Annotated in this window: 4 protein-coding genes; 1 reads left to right on the top strand and 3 read right to left on the bottom strand. The window is 68.4% G+C overall.

All coding sequences use genetic code 11. The annotated features are described in order from the left end of the window. Window positions 1-11: 11 nt before the first annotated feature. Window positions 12-16,385 (top strand): SDR family NAD(P)-dependent oxidoreductase, encoded by a 16,374-nt coding sequence (locus OIK44_RS12530; protein WP_273671091.1) that lies wholly within the window; start codon window positions 12-14, stop codon window positions 16,383-16,385. Here the strand turns inward: OIK44_RS12530 and OIK44_RS12525 are convergent. The 3 genes from OIK44_RS12525 to OIK44_RS12515 are packed head-to-tail and all read right to left on the bottom strand — an operon-like array spanning window position 16,382 to window position 19,408. After that, window positions 16,382-16,936 carry a tetratricopeptide repeat protein gene (locus OIK44_RS12525; RefSeq protein ID WP_273671090.1) on the bottom strand — a complete coding sequence of 185 codons (555 nt, stop codon included), beginning with the start codon at window positions 16,934-16,936 and terminating at the stop codon, window positions 16,382-16,384. The genes OIK44_RS12530 and OIK44_RS12525 overlap by 4 nt on opposite strands. Further along, window positions 16,933-18,087, bottom strand: a complete 1,155-nt coding sequence (locus OIK44_RS12520) for a hypothetical protein (protein ID WP_273671089.1) — start codon at window positions 18,085-18,087, stop codon at window positions 16,933-16,935. Before OIK44_RS12520 ends, OIK44_RS12525 begins: the two co-directional genes overlap by 4 nt. Window positions 18,088-18,112: 25 nt before the next feature. Further along, on the bottom strand, window positions 18,113-19,408 hold the full coding sequence (locus OIK44_RS12515) for a dTDP-4-dehydrorhamnose 3,5-epimerase family protein (protein WP_273671088.1): 1,296 nt from the start codon (window positions 19,406-19,408) through the stop codon (window positions 18,113-18,115). Between the last annotated feature and the right edge of the window lie 22 nt (window positions 19,409-19,430).

Raw genomic sequence — 19,430 nt, 5'->3', positions numbered from 1 at the left:
TCATGGACTTATTGAACTACATACTAAACGAAGTCAAGAACAAGCGAATTGACAAGGGTGAGGCAGTAAGTTTGATCCGGCAATACCAGGCGCGCCCGGCGGGGCAGGGCGTGCCGGTCTTGCATCCTCTGGTACAGCGCAACACGTCGGATTTGTCGGAGCAGCGTTTCAGCACGCGGCTGACGGGCGAGGAATTTTTCCTGGCCGATCACGTCGTCCAGGGCAAACGGGTGTTGCCCGGCGTGGCTTATCTGGAAATGGCGCGGGCGGCGCTGATCCAGGCCGGCGGGCTGGCCGAGAGCGCCGGCGTGCGGCTCAAGGAAGTGGCCTGGGCCAGGCCGCTGGTGGTGGAGGCCGAGCCGGTGGAGGTGCATATCGGCCTGTACCCGGAAGAGGGCGGAGCGGTCGGCTTCGAGATTTACAGCGGCGAGGAGCGGGTGCACAGCCTGGGTACGATGGAAACCTTCCAGCCGGGCGCGGCGGAGCGGCTCGACCTGGCCGCGCTGCGCGCGCAATGCGGCGCCGCCACGCTCGCGGGAAGCGACTGCTATGCGCGCTTTGCCGCGCTGGGGCTCGCATACGGCCCCGCGCAGCAAGCCATCGAGGCGATTCACGTCGGCGCCGGCCAGGCGCTGGCCCGGCTGCAACTGCCGGCAAGCGTGGCGGCCGGCGTGCTCGATTATGTGCTGCATCCGAGCCTGCTCGATGCCGGCTTGCAGGCGGTCGCCGGTCTGGCCGGTGACGAGCAACAGGGGCAACTGGCCTTGCCGTTTGCGGTGGCAACAGTCGAGATCGTCGGCCGCTGCACGCCGCAGATGTGGGCGCTGGTGAAGGCGAGCGGCGACAGCACGGCCCAGGTCCGCAAATACGACGTCACGCTGTGCGACGACGAGGGCGTGGTCGCGGTGCGGCTGCTGGGTTTCGCCGCCCGGGTGGTGGAAGGCCAGTTGGGCGCCGGTAGCGTGTTGCTGCTGCGGCCGGAATGGCGGCGGCAGCCGGCGCAGGGCGCCGCGCCGCAGTACCAGGAGCGCCACGCGGTGCTGTGCGGGGTGGGCGTTGCCGCGCCGGTCTTGCAGGAAAGGATGGGCGACACGGCTTGCGTCGAGCTGGCGGCCGGGAACGATCTGGCGGCCGACTACGGCACTGCGGTGCAGCGGCTGTGCGCGGCGGTGCAGGCCATCCTGCAAGGCAAGCCGGCCGGGCCGGTGCTGCTGCAGGTGGTGGTGCCGGCCGAAGGGCCGCGCCAGGCGCTGGCCGGGCTGGCCGGCTTGCTGAGGACGGCGCGGCAGGAGCAGCCGAAGCTGGTCGGCCAGTTGATCGCCGTCGGCTCGGGAGTGGACGCGGACGCTCTGGCGGCCATGCTGGCCGCGAATGCGGCCTGTCCGCAGGATGTGCTCATCCGCCATGTGGACGGCCAGCGCGAGGTGGCCGGCTGGGAGGAAATGACGGCCGAAGCGGCGGCGCCGCCGTGGAAGGCCGACGGCGTGTATCTGCTCACCGGGGGGCTGGGCGGCCTGGGGCAGTTGTTCGCCACGGAAATCGCACGCCGGGCGCGCGGTGTCACGCTGGTGCTGACGGGGCGCCGGGAACTTGACGACGCCGGCCGCCAGCATGTGCGGGCGCTGGAAGCGCTGGGGGCGACGGTGGCCTACCGGGCGCTCGACGTGGCCGACCGGGAAGCCGTGCGCCAGCTGGTCTTGCAGGTGCGGGAAGAGTACCAGGGCTTGCACGGCATCGTGCACGCGGCCGGGGTGTTGCGCGACAGCCTGCTGCTGAAGAAGACGCCGGAAGAGGTTGAGGCGGTGCTGGCGCCGAAGGTGGCGGGCCTGCTGCATCTGGACGAGGCGAGCCGCGACGTCGAGCTCGACTGGCTGATCTGCTTCTCGTCGACCAGTGCGGCATTGGGCAATGCCGGACAGGCCGACTATGCGGCGGCGAACGGTTTCCTGGACAGTTACGCGCATTACCGCAACGGTTTGGCGGCGCAGGGGTTGCGGCATGGCCGGACGGTGTCGCTGAACTGGCCGCTGTGGAAGGAAGGTGGCATGCGGATGGACGCCGCCAGCGAAGCGCGGATCGCCCAACTGACCGGCTTGACGGCGCTGGCCAGCGAGGCCGGCTTCGAGGCGCTGTACGGTGTGCTGGGCGCCGGTGTCGGGCAGGCAATGGTGCTGCAGGGCGCGCCGGCCAAGGTAAGGCGCTGGCTGGCCGAATCGACCGAGCCTCCCAGGATCGCCAAAGCGTTGCCGGCGAAGGCGGCCGGCGCCGCCACGGACGCGGGCCAACTGAAGGAGAAGGCCCTGCAGCACTTCAAGCGTCTGCTGGCCAGGGTCTTCAAGCTGCCCGCCGACCGGATTGACGCCGACGCGCAGCTGGACCGTTATGGCATCGACTCCATCCTGGTGACCCAGCTCACCACCGAACTTGAGAAAACCTTCGGCCCGCTGTCGAAAACCCTGCTCTTTGAATATCAGACTCTCGACGCGCTGAGCGGCTATTTCATCGCCAGCCACCATGAACGCCTGGCCGGCTTGCTCAAGCTCAGCCAGCCGGGACGTCCGGATGTGGAGCCGCCCGGCGTGCCGGCCCATCCGCCGGCGCGCACGCGGCGCCAGCGTTTCGCCTTGGCGGCGCAGGGAGCGCCCGGCGCCGCACCGGTGGCCCGCGGCCACGGCGGCATCGCAATCATCGGGGCTGCCGGACGTTATCCGCAGGCCCGCGACTTGAAGGCGTTCTGGGACAATCTGCGCGAGGGCAGGGACTGTGTCACAGAAGTCCCGCCGGAGCGCTGGGATCATAGCCGCTATTTCGATCCCGACAAGAACAAGCCGGGTTTTACCTACAGCAAATGGGGCGGCTTCATCGACGGTGTCGATGAGTTCGATCCGCAGTTCTTCAATATGTCGCCGCGCGAGGCCGAATTCGTCGACCCGCAGGAACGGCTGTTCCTGCAGTGTGTGCACGGCGCCCTGGAAGACGCCGGTTACACGCGCGAAGCGCTGGGCCGGCACGGGCGGGAGCGCAAGGTGGGCGTGTATGCCGGGGTGTTTTTCGAGGAGTACCAGCTCTACGGCGCCCAGGAACAGGCCAGGGGCAACCACCTGGCGCTGGGCGGCAGTCCGGCCTCGATCGCCAACCGCGTCTCGTATCACTTTAATCTGCACGGCCCGAGCCTGTCGATGGACAGCATGTGCTCCAGTTCGCTGACGGCGATCCATCTGGCCTGCGAAAGCCTGTTGCATGGCAAGTGCGAGATGGCGATTGCCGGCGGGGTCAACGTGACCATCCACCCGAACAAATACCTGCTTCTGGCGCAGGGAAAGTTCGCATCGAGCAAGGGCCGCTGCGAAAGCTTTGGCGAGGGGGGCGACGGCTACGTGCCGGCCGAAGGGGTAGGCGCATTGATCCTGAAGCCGCTGGAACAGGCCATCGCCGACGGCGATCATATCTACGGCGTGATCAAGGCCACGGCGCTCAACCACGGCGGCAAGACCAACGGCTACACGGTGCCGAATCCTTTGGCCCAGGCGGCGGTGATCGGCCAGGCGCTCAAGGAGGCGGGTGTCGACCCGCGCACGATCAGCTACGTCGAGGCGCACGGCACGGGCACCGCCCTGGGCGACCCGATCGAAATCACCGGCCTGAGCAAGGCGTTCGGCGAGCACACGGCGGACCGGCAGTTCTGCGCCATCGGCTCGGTGAAATCGAACATCGGTCACGGCGAGGCGGTGGCCGGCGTCGCCGGCGTGACCAAGGTATTGTTGCAGTTGCAATATGGGCAGTTGGCGCCGAGCCTGCATTCGCAGACGCTGAACCCGAACATCGACTTCGCGGCGACGCCTTTCGTCGTCCAGCGCGAACTGGCTGAATGGAAACGGCCGGTGCTCGACGTCGACGGCCGTGCCGTGGAGCTGCCGCGCCGCGCCGGCGTGTCGTCGTTCGGCGCGGGCGGCTCGAATGCCCACGTGGTCATCGAGGAATACGTCGCCGAAGCGGATGCGCGCCCCACGGCACCGTTGGAACTTCCCGTGGCGCTGCTGCTGTCGGCGAAGAATCCGGAGCGGCTGCAGGAGTACGCGCGGCATCTGGCCGAGGCGATCGGCGCTGCCGGCTGGAGCGATGCGCAACTGGCCGATATTGCCTACACTTTGCAGGTCGGGCGCGAGGCGATGGAGGAGCGCTTGGCGCTGCTGGTGAGCTCGATGGCCGAGCTCAGGGAAAAGCTCGCCGCGTATCTGGCCGGCGAGCACGGCATCGACAATCTGTACCGTGGCCAGACCGGGCAAAGCCGGGAATCGCTAGCGGCCTTGGCCGCCGACGACGACATGGCCGTCACGATAGGCGCCTGGGTAGCCAAGGGCAAGTTGGACAAGCTGCTGGAGCTGTGGGTCAAGGGCTTCGCGTTCGACTGGAACGGGCTGTACGGCGCAAACCGGCCGCGGCGCGTCAGCTTGCCGACCTATCCGTTCGCCCGCGAGCGCTATTGGGTCCCGCAATTCGGCGCATCGGCCGCGGATCAGGCGGTGGGCGCAATGGCGTTCCTGCACCCTCTGGTGCAACGCAACACCTCCGATCTGTCGGAGCAGCGCTTCAGCAGCCGCTTCAGCGGCGGCGAGTTCTTCCTGGCCGACCACGTCGTGCAGGGCCGCCGCATCCTGCCGGCGGTGGCCTACCTGGAAATGGCGCGCGCGGCGCTGCTCCAGGCCGGCGGCGCGGACGCCGGCGGCGGCGTGCGCCTGAAAAATGTCGTCTGGGCGCGGCCCGTGGTGGCCGACCAGCCGGTGGAGGTGCATATCGGGCTGTATCCGGAAGCGGACGGCTCCGTCGGCTTCGCGGTCTACAGCGATGCGGACGTGGTGCACAGCCAGGGCACGGCCGAAGCCTTGCCGGCGGGGGCCGCCGAGCGGCTCGACCCGGCGGCGCTGCGCACGCAGTGCGACCGCCTGGTGCTGGACGGCGCCGAGTGCTACCGCCGCTTCGCGGCGCTGGGACTGGCATACGGGCCGGCGCAGCAGGCCATCGAGGTGATCTATGTCGGCGCCGGCCAGGCGCTGGCGCGCCTGCAATTGCCGGCCTCGCTGGCGGCGTCGGGCGGCGACTACGTGCTGCATCCGAGCCTGCTCGATGCGGCCTTGCAGGCCGTGGCCGGGCTGGCGCCGGACGACGGCGCGGCGCAACTGGCTTTGCCGTTCGCCGTGCGCGAGGTCGACGTCGTCGGCCGCTGCGGCGAGCGGATGTGGGCCTGGGTGCGCCCCGAGGCGGGCAGTACGCTCGAGGACCGCGTCCGCAAGGTCGACATCACGCTGTGCGACGACGAGGGCGTGGTGTGCGCGCAATTGAAGGGCTTCGCCAGCCGTCCGCTCGACGGCGAGGGGTTTGCCGGCGCGGCGCCTGACGACGGCGCGGAGCGCCTGACGCTGCTGGCGCCGGTGTGGGACGTCGTGGCACCGGCCGTGCAGGCCGCGCCGGGGCGGGTGCTGCTGGTCGGCGGCGGCGGCGCGCTGCGGGAAACGCTGCGGCGGCAGTTCCAGGGAGAGGTCGCCGAGCTGGACGCCGCCGGCAGCCCTGCCGCGCTGGCGGCGGCGCTGGCCGCCCAGGGCGAGATCGAACATCTGCTCTGGGTGGCGCCGGAGGCCGGATCGCCCGGCCTTGCCGAGGACGCGATGATCGCGGCCCAGCACGACGGCGTGCTGCAGTGCTTCCGGCTGGTCAAGGCCCTGCTCGAAGCCGGTTACGGCAGCAGGGCGCTGCGCTGGAGCGTGCTGACCGCGCAAACCCAGGCGGTGCATGCGGACGAGGCGGTCAATCCGGCCCACGCCGGCGTGCATGGCCTGATCGGTTCGCTGGCCAAGGAGTACCTGAACTGGCAGCTGCGGCTGGTCGACATGCCGCAGGACGGCGCCTGGCCGGTGGCCGAAGCGCTGCGCCTGGCGCCGGATGCCCAGGGCAACGGCTGGGCGTGGCGCGGCGGCCAGTGGTATCGGCAGCAGCTGCTGCCGGCGCGGGTGGCGGCCGGGGCGGCGGCGCCCTACCGCCGGGGCGGCGTGTACCTCGTCATCGGCGGCGCCGGCGGCATCGGCGAAGTGTGGAGCGAACACGTGATCCGCGGCCACGCCGCGCAAGTGGTCTGGATAGGCCGGCGGCCGGCCGACGCCGACATCGAGGCGAAGATCGGCCGGCTGGCCCGGCTGGGGCCGGCGCCGCTGTACATCGCCGCCGACGCGGCCGACCGGCAGGCGCTGGAACGGGCCTGCCGGCAGGTCAAGGAGCGCTTCGGCGCCATCCACGGCGTGATCCATTCGGCCATCGTGCTGCGCGACCAGAGCCTGGCGAACATGGACGAGGCGCGCTTCGGCGCCAGCCTGTCGGCCAAGGTCGACGTCAGCGTGCGGCTGGCGCAGGTGTTCGGCGAGGCGGAGTTGGGCGGCGCGCTGGACTTCGTGCTGTTCTTCTCTTCGCTGCAAAGCTTCACGAAGGCGGCGGGGCAGAGCAACTACGCCGCCGGCTGCACCTTCAAGGACGCGTTCGCGCACCAGCTGGGCAGGGTCTTGCCATGCCGCGTGCGGGTGATGAACTGGGGCTGGTGGGGCGGCGTCGGCGTGGTGGCATCGAGCGCCTACCGGGAGCGGATGGCGCAAATGGGGCTGGCCTCGATCGAGCCGGACGAGGGCATGGCCGCGCTGGCCACGCTGCTCGGCGGCGGCGCCGGCCAGCTGGCGCTGCTGAAAACCACCGCGCAGGCGGCCCGCCAGGGGCCGCAGTTCGCCGAGGCGGTCCAGGTGTTTGCGCCGCAGTACGCGGCCCTCCTGGGCACGCTCGACACTTCCGCGGGCAAGGCGCTGGCGCCGGCCGGGCAGGCGGAGGCGCGCGCCTTCGACGCGCCCCTGCAGGCGATGCTGGGGCGGCTGCTCTGCGGGCAATTGCAGGCGCTGGGCCTGGGTGCCGGGCAGCAGGGCACGGCGGCCGAATGCGCCGCCGCCCTGGGGCTGCCGGCGATGTACGGCCGCTGGTTCGAGCAGTCGCTGCGGCTGCTGGCCGAACAGGGCTATCTGCAGTTCGACGGCGGGCAGGTGTCGACGCGCGGCATGGCGCCCGTCGACATGGCGGCCGCCTGGACCGAATGGGAGGAGCGCAAGGCGCTCTGGCTGGAGACGCCGGCGTTCCGGGCCCAGGTGGCGCTGGTCGAAACGACGCTGCGGGCCTTGCCCGATATCCTGGGCGGGCGGGTGCCGGCCACCGAGGTGATGTTCCCGGGTTCGTCGATGCGTCTGGTCGAGGGCGTCTACAAGCACAATCCCGTTGCCGACTACTTCAACGCGGTGCTGGCCGAGGTGGTGCTCGCTTTCGTGCAGGCGCGCCTGCGGCAGGACCCGGGGGCGCAGGTGCGGATACTGGAAATCGGCGCCGGCACCGGCGGCACCAGCGCCTTGCTGTTCGAGCGGCTGCGGCCGTATGCGGCCCACGTCGGCGAGTACTGCTACACGGACCTGTCGAAGGCCTTCCTGTTCCATGCCGAAAAAGAGTACGGCCCGGCCAATCCGTATTTGCGCTATCAGTTGTTCGACGCCGGCCGGTCGCTGGCGGAACAGGATCTGCAAGCGGGCAGCTACGACCTGGTGGTGGCGACGAATGTGCTGCATGCGACGGGGAACATCCGGCAGAGCGTGCGCAATGCCAAGGCGGCGTTGCGCGCCAACGGCCTGCTGCTGTTGAACGAGATCAGCCGCAGCCATGTGTTCACGCACCTGACCTTCGGCTTGCTGGAGGGCTGGTGGTTGTACGAAGACCCGGAACTGCGGATTCCCGGCTGTCCGGGCCTGTCGGCCGAGGGCTGGCGCAAGGTTCTGCGGGACGAGGGTTTCGGCGCGGTGGTCTACCCGGCCGGCGACAAGGAAGCGTTGGGGCAGCAGATCATCGCCGCCGAGAGCGACGGCGTGGCGCGCCAGCGCTTGGCGCCGCCGCCGGTGCGGCAGCCGCTTCAGCCGAACAAGCCGGCCGAGGACCGGCCGGGCACGCCGTCGTTGCCGCACAGCCCCTTGCACGAGCGGGCTGTCGCCTATTTCACGGGCTTGCTGGCAAAGACGTTGAAGTTGCCTAGCCATAAGATCAGCAGCGCCGAGCCTTTGGAAAAATACGGCATCGACTCGATTCTGGTCGTGGAAATGACCACGGCCTTACAAGGCGTGTTTGAAAACGTCAGCAGCACGCTGTTCTTTGAATACCGGACCATTGACGAACTGGCCGGGCATTTCATCAAGACCCAGCCGGAAGCGCTGGGCAAGGTGCTGAAGCTGACGCCGGGTAGCGCCGTCGGCGCCGCGCCGCAGGCGCAAGCCGCGCGGATAGCCGCGCCCGCCAGGACGGCGCGGCGCTTGCTGGCGCGCGGACCAGCGCAGCCGGCCGCTCCGGGGCCGCTGTTGGCCGGGCGTGACGTGGCCATCGTCGGCATGTCCGGCCGTTATGCGCAGGCCGGCAACGTCGATGAGTTCTGGGAAAACCTGAAACAGGGCCGCAACTGCATCAGCGAAATCCCGGCCGAGCGCTGGGACCACCGGCGCTATTTCGACGCCGAAAAGGGCCGGCCGGGCAAGAGCTACAGCAAATGGGGCGGTTTCATCGACGGCGTCGACCGCTTCGATCCGCTGTTCTTCAACATCGCGCCGCGCGAAGCCGAGCACATGGACCCGCAGGAGCGCCTGTTCCTGATGGAAGCCTACGCGAGCATCGAAGACGCCGGCTACACGCCGGCCAGCCTGAGCCCCAGCGGCAAGGTCGGGGTGTTCGCCGGCGTGATGAACAGTAACTACGGCAGCGGCACCCGCTATTGGTCGATTGCCAACCGGGTGTCCTACCTGTTCAATTTCCAGGGGCCGAGCCTGGCCGTCGATACGGCGTGCTCGTCGTCGCTGACGGCTGTGCACCTGGCGCTGGAAAGCCTGCGCTCGGGCGCCTGCGACGTGGCGATCGCCGGCGGGGTGAACGTCATCATCGATCCCGTGCAGTACGTGGCCCTGTCGGCCATGAACATGCTGTCTGCCGGCGACAGCTGCCGCTCTTTCGGCGACGGGGCCGACGGCTTCGTCGACGGCGAGGGCGTCGGCGCGCTCGTGCTCAAGCCGCTGCACCAGGCCATTGCCGACGGCGACCCGGTGTACGGGGTGATCAAGGCGTCGGCGCTCAACCATGGCGGCAAGACCAACGGTTACACCGTGCCCAATCCCCACGCGCAGGCGGCGCTGGTCGCCGGCGCGCTGGCGGAGGCGGGCATCGATCCGCGCAGCATCAGCTACCTGGAGGCGCACGGCACCGGCACGCCGCTCGGCGATCCGATTGAAATCGCCGGGCTCAGCAAGGCGTTCGGCGCCACCACGCAAGAGCGCCAGTTCTGTGCCATCGGCTCGGTGAAGTCGAATATCGGGCACTGCGAAAGCGCGGCCGGGATAGCGGCTGTCACCAAGGTGCTGCTGCAACTGAAACACGGCCAGTTGGCGCCGAGCCTGCACGCCGAGGTGCTGAATCCGCACATCGACTTCGCCGCCACGCCGTTCCGCGTGCAGCGCGAGCTGGGCGAATGGCTGCGCCCGGCGGACCAGCCGCGCCGGGCGGGGATTTCCTCGTTCGGCGCCGGCGGCGCGAATGCCCACTTGGTCATCGAGGAATATGTCGCGCCGGTCGAACAGTCGTCGCCGCGTTTGGTATCGGCGAACGAGCCTGTGTTGGTGGTGCTGTCGGCCAAGAATGAGGAGCGCTTGCGCGAGCGCGCCCAGCAGTTGCTGGCGGCGATAGCCGCCACGGGTTGGCGTGACGAAAAATTGGCCGGGCTCGCCTATACGCTGCAAGTCGGGCGGGAAGCGATGGACGAGCGCCTTGCGCTGCTGGTGGGCTCGACGGCCGAGCTCCATGACAAGCTCGCGGCCTATCTGGCCGGCGACGACAGCATCGAGCACCTTTACCGTGGCCAGGTCAAGCGCAACAAGGAGGCTATGGCGGTGTTTGCGGCCGACGAAGAGTTGCAGGAGGCCGTCGCCAAGTGGAGCGAAAGGAAGAAGTTCGGGAAGGTGCTGGATTTGTGGGTCAAGGGATTGGCCTTCGACTGGAACATGCTGTACGGCGAAGGGAAGCCGCAGCGTATGAGTCTGCCTACCTATCCGTTCGCCCGCGAGCGTTACTGGCTGGACCGTGCTGCCGCGCCGGCCGTTGCGGCGGCCGACGTGGCCGTGCCGGCGCCGGATGCGCGCGCGGCCGGCAGCGCCGGGCGCCTGAGCCTGCTCGCGCCGGTCTGGCAGCCAGAACAGCCTGTCGGCACGGGTGAACCGGCGCGTGGCGGCGTGCTGATCGTTGGCGGCACGGCGTTGCAGCAGGATATGCTGCGCCGGCAGTACCGGGTGGCGCAGCTTGCTGATTTCGCCCCCGGCAACAGCATTGCCGAGATTGCCGATGCCCTTGCGGGCCATGACGACTTCGACCAGCTGGTCTGGATCGTCCCCGAAGCGCTGTCCCTGGATGTGGCCGACGAAGCGTTGATCGCGGCGCAGCGGGACGGCGTATTGCACGGTTTCCGGCTGGTGAAGGCCCTGCTGGCGACGGGCTATGGCGGCAAAGCGCTGGAGTGGAGCGTGTTTACCACCCAGACCCAGGCGGTAGGCGGCGATGAGGTGATCGCGCCGGCCCACGCCGGCATCCACGGGCTGATCGGTGCGCTGGCCAAGGAATATCCGAACTGGACGGTGCGGTTGATCGATTTCCCGGCGGGAGGGGCCTGGCCGCTGGCGCAGGCGCTGGCTTTGGCGACCGATGCGCAGGGCAACAGCTGGGCCTGGCGCAGCGGCCAGTGGTATCGGCAGCAGTTGCTGCCGGCCGAAGTGCCGCTGTCCGGGCGCGCGGCGTACCGGCAAGGCGGCGTCTATGTGGTGATCGGCGGCGCCGGCGGTATCGGCGAGGCGTGGAGCGCCCATGTGATCGGCCAGTATGGCGCCCAGGTCATCTGGATCGGCCGGCGGCCGCTGGATGCGGCGATCCAGGGCCGCATCGATCGTCTGGCCCGGCTGGGTCCGGCGCCGCACTATATCGCCGCCGACGCCGGCAACCTTGCGGCGCTGCGGCAGGCGCGCGAGACGATCTTGCAGCGCTTCGGAAGCATCCACGGCGTCATCCACTCGGCGCTGGTGCTGGGCGACCAGAGCCTGGCGAATATGGACGAGGCGCGCTTCGGCGCCAGCCTGTCGGCCAAGGTCGACGTCAGCGTGCGGCTGGCGCAGGTGTTCGGCGGAGGCGATGCGCTCGATTTCGTGCTGTTCTTCTCGTCACTGCAGAGTTTCGCCAGAGGGGCGGGGCAGAGCAACTACGCGGCCGGCTGCCTGTTCAAGGACGCTTTTGCGCAGCGCCTCGGCCAGTTGTGGCCGTGCCCGGTGAAGGTGATGAACTGGGGCTGGTGGGGCAGCGTCGGCGTTGCCGCCGCGCCGGCCTACCAGGGCCGCATGCAGCAGTTGGGCCTCGCGTCGATCGAGCCGGAAGAAGGCTGGGCGGCGCTGACGCAACTGCTTGACGGCCGCTTCGGCCAGTTGGCCTTGCTGAAAACGGCGGCCGCGCAGCCGGCCGCGGCGCCGGCGCGCACGCCGCCAGCGACCCCGGCGGCGGTCCGCTTCGACGACGAGCAATTGCGTCAACTGGGCGTGGCGGCGTTCAAGAAGCTGGTCGGCGGCTTGCTGCACGTGCCCGAGCAGCAGATCGATGCGACGGAATCGCTGGCGACATATGGCATCGATTCCATTTCGGTCAATCAGCTGTGCGGGCTGCTCGTCGGCGTATTTGCCGACGTTAACAATGCGCTGTTCTTTGACTGCCAGAGCATCGACGAGTTGATTGCGCATTTCCTGGCGACGCAGCGGGATGCGCTTGCGGCGTGGGTAGCCGCCGACGCGTTGCCGCAGCCGGCGCACGCCGCCGCCCCGCAGCTTGCGGAGGCGTTGGCGGCCGTCCAGCCGCAGCAGGAATGCGCCGCGCAGCCGGCCATGGCGGCGCCCCCGCAGCAGGGCGGCGCCGCCGGCATTGCCATTGTCGGCATCGCCTGCCGCTTCCCGGACGCGGATTCGCTGGACGCGTACTGGCAGATGCTGCGCAGCGGCAGCCGCGCCGACAACCGGGGGCCGCTGCGTCGCTGGCCGGAAAGGGCCGCCGACGGCGGCGCGTCGCCGCAGTCCTGGGGCGCGTTCCTGGACGGCGTCGACCGTTTCGACGCGGCTTTCTTCGGCATTGCGCCGCTGCACGCGGAAACCATCGACCCGCAGGAGCGCTTGTTCCTGATGAGCTGCTGGCATGCGCTGGAAGATGCCGGCTATGGCAACGACAAGTGGCTGGCCGAGCGCAGCCGGGCCGGCGAGGACGTGGGTGTGTTCGCCGGCGTCACGTCGGCGAGCTACAACCTGATCGGCTTCGAGCAGTCGCTGGCCGGGACGCCGCGCAGCACCGGCCTGTCGTTCGCCTCGATCGCCAACCGGGTGTCGCATGCGCTGGGCCTGACCGGCCCGAGCCTGGCGGTGGACACGATGTGTTCGTCGTCGCCGGTCGCGCTGCACCTGGCTTGCGAAAGCCTGCGGCGTGGGGAATGCAGCATGGCAATCGCCGGCGGCGTGAACCTGAACCTGCACCCGTCGCGGCTGGATGCAATGGCCGAAGGCAAGCTCATTTGCGAAGACGGCGCAAGCCGCAGCTTCGCCGCCGGCGGCAAGGGTTTCCTGGCTGGCGAGGGCGTGGCGGCGGTGGTGCTGAAGCCGCTGGAAGCGGCCTTGCGCGACGGCGACACCATCCACGCCGTGATCAAGGGTAGCGCGGTCGGCCACAGCGGCAGCACGCTCAACTATTTTTCGCCGTCGTCGCGCGGGCAGGGTAGGGTGATCGCCAGCGCGCTGGAGAGCGCCGGCCTCGGCCCCGATGAGGTGGGCTATGTGGAGATGCAGTGTGTCGGCGACGAAGCCACCGACGCCGCCGAATTCGAGGCGATCAAGAGCGCCTACCAAACCCGGCAGCGTCGCGGCGAGCCCTTGCGGCTGGGATCGGTGAAGCCGAACGTCGGGCACGCGGAGGCTGCGGCCGGGATGGCGCAGTTGCTCAAGGTGGTGCTGCAGCTCAAGCATCGGATGCTGGTTCCAACCCTGATCGGCGGGGACATCAACCCGCAGCTCAATTTTGCGGGCGCCAACGTGGCCATCCAGCAGGAGCTTGAGGCTTGGTCGGCCGCGCCGCTGCGCGTGGCAATTAACGCCTTCGGCGCCGGCGGCACGGCGGCGCATCTGATTGTCGAGTCCTGTCCGCCTGCGGCGTCGGCGCTGCGCGAGGACGGGCCGCAACTACTGGTGCTGTCGGCCAGATCGCGCGCCGCGCTGCGGCGCTCGGCCGAGGCGCTGGCGCAGCGGCTGGCGGCCGAACCGGCAGGTCTGGCCGACGTCGCCTACACGCTGCAGGTGGGGCGGCGCGAGTTCCCGCACCGCTTGGCCCTTGTGGCGGAGTCGCTTGAGGATGCGCTGGCGCAGCTGCATGGCTGGCTGGCCGATGCCGCCGGAAGCCCCGTTCTGGCCACGCCGGCGGAGGGCATTGCGCCGGTTGCCGGCCAGCCCGCCGCCATCGAAGCGCTGGCGGCCGCCGGCGACTGGTCCGGTTTGGCGCGTGTGTGGATCGGCGGCGCGTCGATTGACTGGCGCAAGGCGCTGTCCCATCCGGGCCGGCGCCGCGTTGCGCTGCCCGGCTGTGCCTTCGACTTGCGTTCGTTCTGGCCGGAAACCGGCACGGCGCCCGCACCCGCGGCCGTCGCACCGCTGGCCTTGCCGCCGCCGGCCCGGCCGGTCGTCGGCCCGGTGGTGGCTGCCGAAGAGTTCGCCGGCGGCAAGGCCGGCCTGCTGCAATCGATCGCGACGCCTGCCGATGCCGCAGCCTACCTTGACGAGCAGATCAAGAGCATTGCCGAGCATCTGCGTCTGGCGACAGTGGCAATCCTGTATGCGGTGCTCAACGATAAGGGCGTGCTGTTCGAGGAGCGGCGCGGCGCCGATGGCGCTATCGCCCTGTATCCGCAACCGGCGGGCGGCGATGCGGCTGCGACCGAGCGGCTGCTGGAGCGGCTGACGGCGGGGGCTGCCGATGGCGCCGACGCCGCGAGCGGCAAGGGGGGCGCCACGCTGGCGGAGCGGCTGGGCGGCCGGGCGATGCAGGCGACCAAGTGGCTGCTGGAACGGCTGCCGGGAGGCGGCGACAAGGCGGCTGCCCGGCTGTTGAAACTGGTGCCGGGCGCGCAAGGACTCACGGCGGCCTATCTGCTCAAGTTGCTGGCGAAGACGCCGTTCATCGTCAACGACGAAGCCGGAGCGCGGCTGGCGCTGCCGGCCACGATCCGCAGCCGCAAGCAGTTGGAAGAGCTGCGCTTGCAGTATGAGATCAATCTGCGGGCGCTGCCGGAATACCAGTCGTACTGCGAGCTGCTGGTGGCCATCCTGAGCGGCATCCTGGACGGGCAGCGTCCCGGACCCGAGCAGCTCGCGGCGGCCAGTGCGCTGCTGGTGGACATGTTTACGGTGCCGTCCAAGCTGGCCTTCCTGAACCGCATGACGGCCGACTTGTGTCTTGCCGGACGTTGGGCCGGCCGCGAGACGATTGCCGTGCTGGCCATCGGCGCGGGCGGTTTCGAGTTCCTGTCGGCGATCGTGGCCGCCGCGCCACCCGGGGCGCGCATCGAGTACCGGGTGGTTGCCGGCTGGCCGCAAGTGGCCAAGGGGATCACGGAGCTTGGCAGGGAGCGCTACCCGGGCGTGTCGTTCGTTTCGTTTGTGCCGATGGTGCCGGGCGCGCTGGCCGCGCACCTGGGCGAAAGCCGCTACGACGTGGTGCTCGTCAACCTGCAAGACCCCTGCGCGCAGGAAGCGGCAGGGCTGCTGGACAAGCTGGCCGCCGACGGGCGCGAAAGCCTGGTCTTCGTGAGCGAAGCGATCGAGTCGCAAGGGCTGCAACTGATCCTCGACCTGACGGGGATGTGGCCGCAGGTCCTGGCCAAGCCCGGCGTCCCGGACCGGGCGGCCCTGGGCGACACCTTGCTCCGGGCCGGCTACCGGCGGCAGGCGATCGTCGATCCGGTGCTGACGGTGTTCAGCCGCGAAGCGCTGGCGGGGTATGCCGGCGTCGCGCAGGCGAGCGGCGGGCCGGACGAAGCGGAGCTGGCGGACATTCGCCAGTTCCTGCAGCAGACCTTTGCCGACGCGGTCGACGACGGCAGCATCAACGATCCGCAGCAAAACCTCGCCGACGCCGGCCTGCCGTCCATGACGTGGGCGCTGATCTTTGCGAAGCTGCGGCAGCGTTTCGGCAAGGTGATCGAGCCGGGCTTCTTTGCCGAGGCGGGCGCGGCGCCGAGCGTCGAATCGCTGACCCGGCTGCTGGCCGGGAAGTTGCAGGCCGGCGCGGTATTGCCGCCAGTGCCGCCGATCCCGGATGCGCTGGCCGGTCTGGCGATGCAGCGGCTGGTGGACGCCGGCCAGACCGAGGTCGTGTTCGAGCATGCGGCACAGCTTGGCCGAGGCAAGTTCAGCAGCGCGCGCGGGCAAGTCTTCGAATACTTCGAATGCGGCAGCGGACCGGCGCTGATCTTCCTGACGGCACTGGCTTTCAGCAAGTCGGTCTGGGAAGATCAGATTCGTGAGTTCGGCGGCCACTATCGGCTGATCTTCCCGCATTTGCCGGGGCACGCCGGCAGCGTCCATGGCGGCGTGGGCTTCACGTTCGAGGAGCTGGCCGACGATCTCGTCGAGCTGATGGATGCGCTCGACGTCGGCGAGGCGCATCTGGTTGGCTGGTGTATCGCCGGCAATATCGCGCAACTGCTGGCGCTGCGGCACCCGCAGCGGCTCAAGTCCCTGGCGCTGGTGTGCACGACGCCGACCGACGCCCGCATGCGCGGCATCACGCAGAAGGACCTGGAGGATTATTCGGTGTCGCCGCTGTTGACCTACCAGATGGAGTTCAACAATATCTACCACGAGAAGTTCCTCGCCCCCGAAGTGGCGCGCAGCCTGGCCATTATCAGGCAGACGCACGTGGCAGTCGAACCGCAGGCGCTGCTGAGCTTCATCGATAGCCTGTTCCAGTTCGACACCCGCAAGCGCCTGCATGAAATCCAGGTGCCGACGCTGGTCGTCGCCGGCAGCTGCGACATCGCCTTCCCGGTCGACCAGGTCGCATTGCTGAAGGATGGCATTCGCCATTCCCGCTTCGTGGTTTTCGACAGGAGTGGCCACTTGCCGTTCCTTAGTCAGAGCAGCCAGTTCAACGCGGCGCTGCGCGGGTTTCTGGACGAGGCCAGTTCGAGCAAGGCTGCCAGCGAACTTGTCGGAGGAGCCGTTTAAAACCATTGCCGATCCAGGTCCTTCGCATACAGGAGAATGGCGCGCTCATATTCGCGTATTTCCGGGTCAATTGCCGTTTGAACCAGGACTTCCAGGAGCGTCGCCATGGCTTGTTTGTTGTCCTGGAGGTTGTATAGGACTATCGCGCGGAAGACCTTCAATGCGGAGGCGTCAGGGAAGCGGCTCAGTGCTTCGTTGATGAGCGCAAGCGCCTCGTCATAGCGCCCCCGCGCGCGGTAGCTGCTGCAGAGGCCGAGATAGGCGCCGCGTTGCAGCGCCTCCGGCAATATGCCGGCAAGGGCCGCCTGGTAGAAGGGGATCGCGGCTGCGCCAAGGCCGAGGTAATCGTGGACGCATGCCGCCTCGTACTGCAGTTCGGCGTCTTGCGGCTTGAGTCGCGCCGTTTCTTCCGCGAGCTTTTTTGCCGCCTGGTGCTGGCCGCGTTTTCTGAGGGCGCGTATGCGCTCCGCATCGGACAGCGTCGCCGAGGATTCGGCCGTGTCGCCTGCCTGCTCGGTATCGGTGCCGCGCTTGATGTTATCGGTATTCATGTGTAATGACTGGGAAGGTGGCCGAATGTCTCGCTGACCGTCGTGGCCAGGGATGAAAAGGGCAGTGCCGGCCGCCCAAGGGCCGCCATCACGCGCTGTTGCAGATAGTCGAAGACTCGCAGCGCATCGTTTTCAATACCTAGCGCGGTATCCATCAAGCATGCCGCCCTGTCCTGGGCTGCCGGCGGCAGGGTAAGGTCGGCAGGCCCGCAGCGATCAAGCAGCGCGCGCAGGCCGGCGCCAGCCGCATGCGTCGAACAAAGGGCGATTGCGCCTAGCGCGTAGTGATGGCGAATGTCGTCGGGCATGGCGAGTACCGGACCGATCACCGCATCGTTGAGGCCCGACAGCAGATAGCCGGCCGGCGCGGGCGCATCTTCGCAGGCCACGCCGGTGTGCCCGGCAAGTTCGGCGCGGGCAGCTATCACGCGCTCCATGGCGGAGCGCAGCGCTATCGCGCTCACGGTAGTCCAGATGGTCATGTCTGCCACCGCGGCGCTATAGGCCAGCAAGGGCTCGCCGTCCCCGTGCCATGCCCCGGCGGACGCATGCTCCTCTTCATCATGGAGCGTTCCCAGTACCAGCAGCCGCAAGGCTTCGCTGATCATTGCCGGCGGCGCCGCACAGGCTTCGATGCCGGTTCGGCTGAGCAGGATGCCGCTATGCTCCGCAAAGCGGTACAGATCACCCACATTGGCAACCGTTTCCCTGAAGTTCTCGCCCCGTGAAACCCTGTCGATCAACAGGTTCTTGCATAGCCCGAACAAGCCCTGGCACATCTTATGGGTTGCCGCGATGGAGACGGGGATGGCGCACGGGGCGGAGCGGTAAGCCAAGTATGCCGGCAGGCACAACGCCGTGAAGCCGATGCGGCACAGTGTCAGCAGCGGTGGCGGCGCACCCGGCTGTATGCCGTGCATGCGGCGAACCTGGCTGAGTATGGCCAGCGGCTGCGGCCACACGCTGGTGAGTTGCCTGAGCGCGCTGACGTTCATCATGCGCACCGAGCGTTGCCGGCTGCCTCGGTAGGGACATATTGCGTAGAGGGTCGGCCTCGCCTTGCGTACCGGCTCGGACGCGCGCACCTCGCCGACCGGACGGCCTTCCTCGTCGGGAAGGTCATTGGAATCGCCCAATATGATCGCCCGCATGGACGCGCCCATTCGTCCCCCGCGCTCAACCGCTCGCGGGAGCGATATGCCGCAGCGCGACGCGTTTTGTGCTGCCGTCGTCGTCGCGGACGAGCAGCACGGCGGGCGTCGAGACTTGCTCGGTCTGCAAGGCCAGGTAGCCGCGCTGCGCTTCCGTCAGCGCCCGGTAGTATGACAGCGGAAACTCGCGGGGCGGGGCGATGTCGAAGGAGGGCGCCGGGCGTTTGTCCAGTGGCCAGTCGAGCACGTCATGACCCGGTTCGAAGCGGTCCGGATCGCCGCTGCGCCGGTAGGGGCGGTTGATGGTGAAAATGCGTTCTAGGCCCTCAAAGGCGTGCGCCACGCCGGGGGGGATGATGAGCATGCGCAGTGCGCTGGGCGAAAATTCGTGCGTCACTTCCTTGCCTTCGCTGGGCGATCCCTTGCGGCAATCGATGAAGCGGATGGTGGCGCGCTGCTGGGACGGGCCGACGAATGTGAGCCGGTCTTCCCATTCGAGGTGTATGCCGTATGCGTCGGTCATGTAGTGCCGTTCGCCGTGGCCGATGATCTGGATCGGGCCGTTATCGGTGAGCGCGGCGTAACCGGCGACATCGTTGGACCACACGAGAAGGTGCTTTTTCCAGCCCAGACCCTCGATGTCCGCGATGGCTTCCCATTCCGCCACATGCTGTTTGGGCGACAGCGTTTTCTTGATCAGCAGGGTGTGCACCTTGCCGTCCGCATCGACCATGTCCTCGGTGTGCGGGAACTCGTAATCGAGCTTGCCGAGGGTGGCCCGCTGCATTTCGCTTAGCAGCTCGTAGAAATTCTCGCTGGCCGGATAGGTATTGACCTCGACTTCGGGCAGGGCTTCGTCGGCTGTCGAGTAGGGAAAATTAATGATGTCGGTTCCCGTGGCCCAGGGGTTTTTGTCGGTCATCAGGTACTGCGGCGGCGGCAGGAAGGCGCGGAAAGCATTGATGGTGTAGATCTCTTCGAGGCCGTCGAAGCCGTGCGCGACCCCGCAGGGAATGACCAGCGTCCGCGTGGCATCGGGCGCGAACTCGATTGCCACCTTCTTGTGCAGCGTGGGCGAGCCGGTGCGGCAGTCGATGAAGTAGCCCCTGGCCTTCTTGTGCAAGGGGCCAAGAAAGGTCAGGTGGTCTTCGAGTCCGCGATGCAGGCCGTAGCGCCCGTGCGCGAACGGCAGCTCGCCGTGGTAGACGATATGCACGAGGTCCGTCGTTGGCATCGGCACCACGACGGACTCCGCCCCGTTGCGCATTGACGGCAAGGCGTCCCAGCGCAGCCCTTGTATATCCAATTCCTGGGTTTTCATGCCTAGGCTCCGGCGGCAAGCG

The organism is Janthinobacterium fluminis, assembly GCF_028595325.1.
GTDB lineage: Bacteria > Pseudomonadota > Gammaproteobacteria > Burkholderiales > Burkholderiaceae_D > Janthinobacterium > Janthinobacterium fluminis.
Note: the sequence above shows the minus strand (reverse complement) of the source record. Positions and strands in the feature narration are given on the sequence as shown.

Excerpts from the sequence above, each read along its gene's own strand:
- OIK44_RS12520 (WP_273671089.1), bottom strand. The coding sequence starts at position 18,087 with ATGCGGGCGATCATATTGGGCGATTCCAATGACCTTCCCGACGAGGAA.
- OIK44_RS12515 (WP_273671088.1), bottom strand. The coding sequence starts at position 19,408 with ATGAAAACCCAGGAATTGGATATACAAGGGCTGCGCTGGGACGCCTTG.
- OIK44_RS12525 (WP_273671090.1), bottom strand. The coding sequence starts at position 16,936 with ATGAATACCGATAACATCAAGCGCGGCACCGATACCGAGCAGGCAGGC.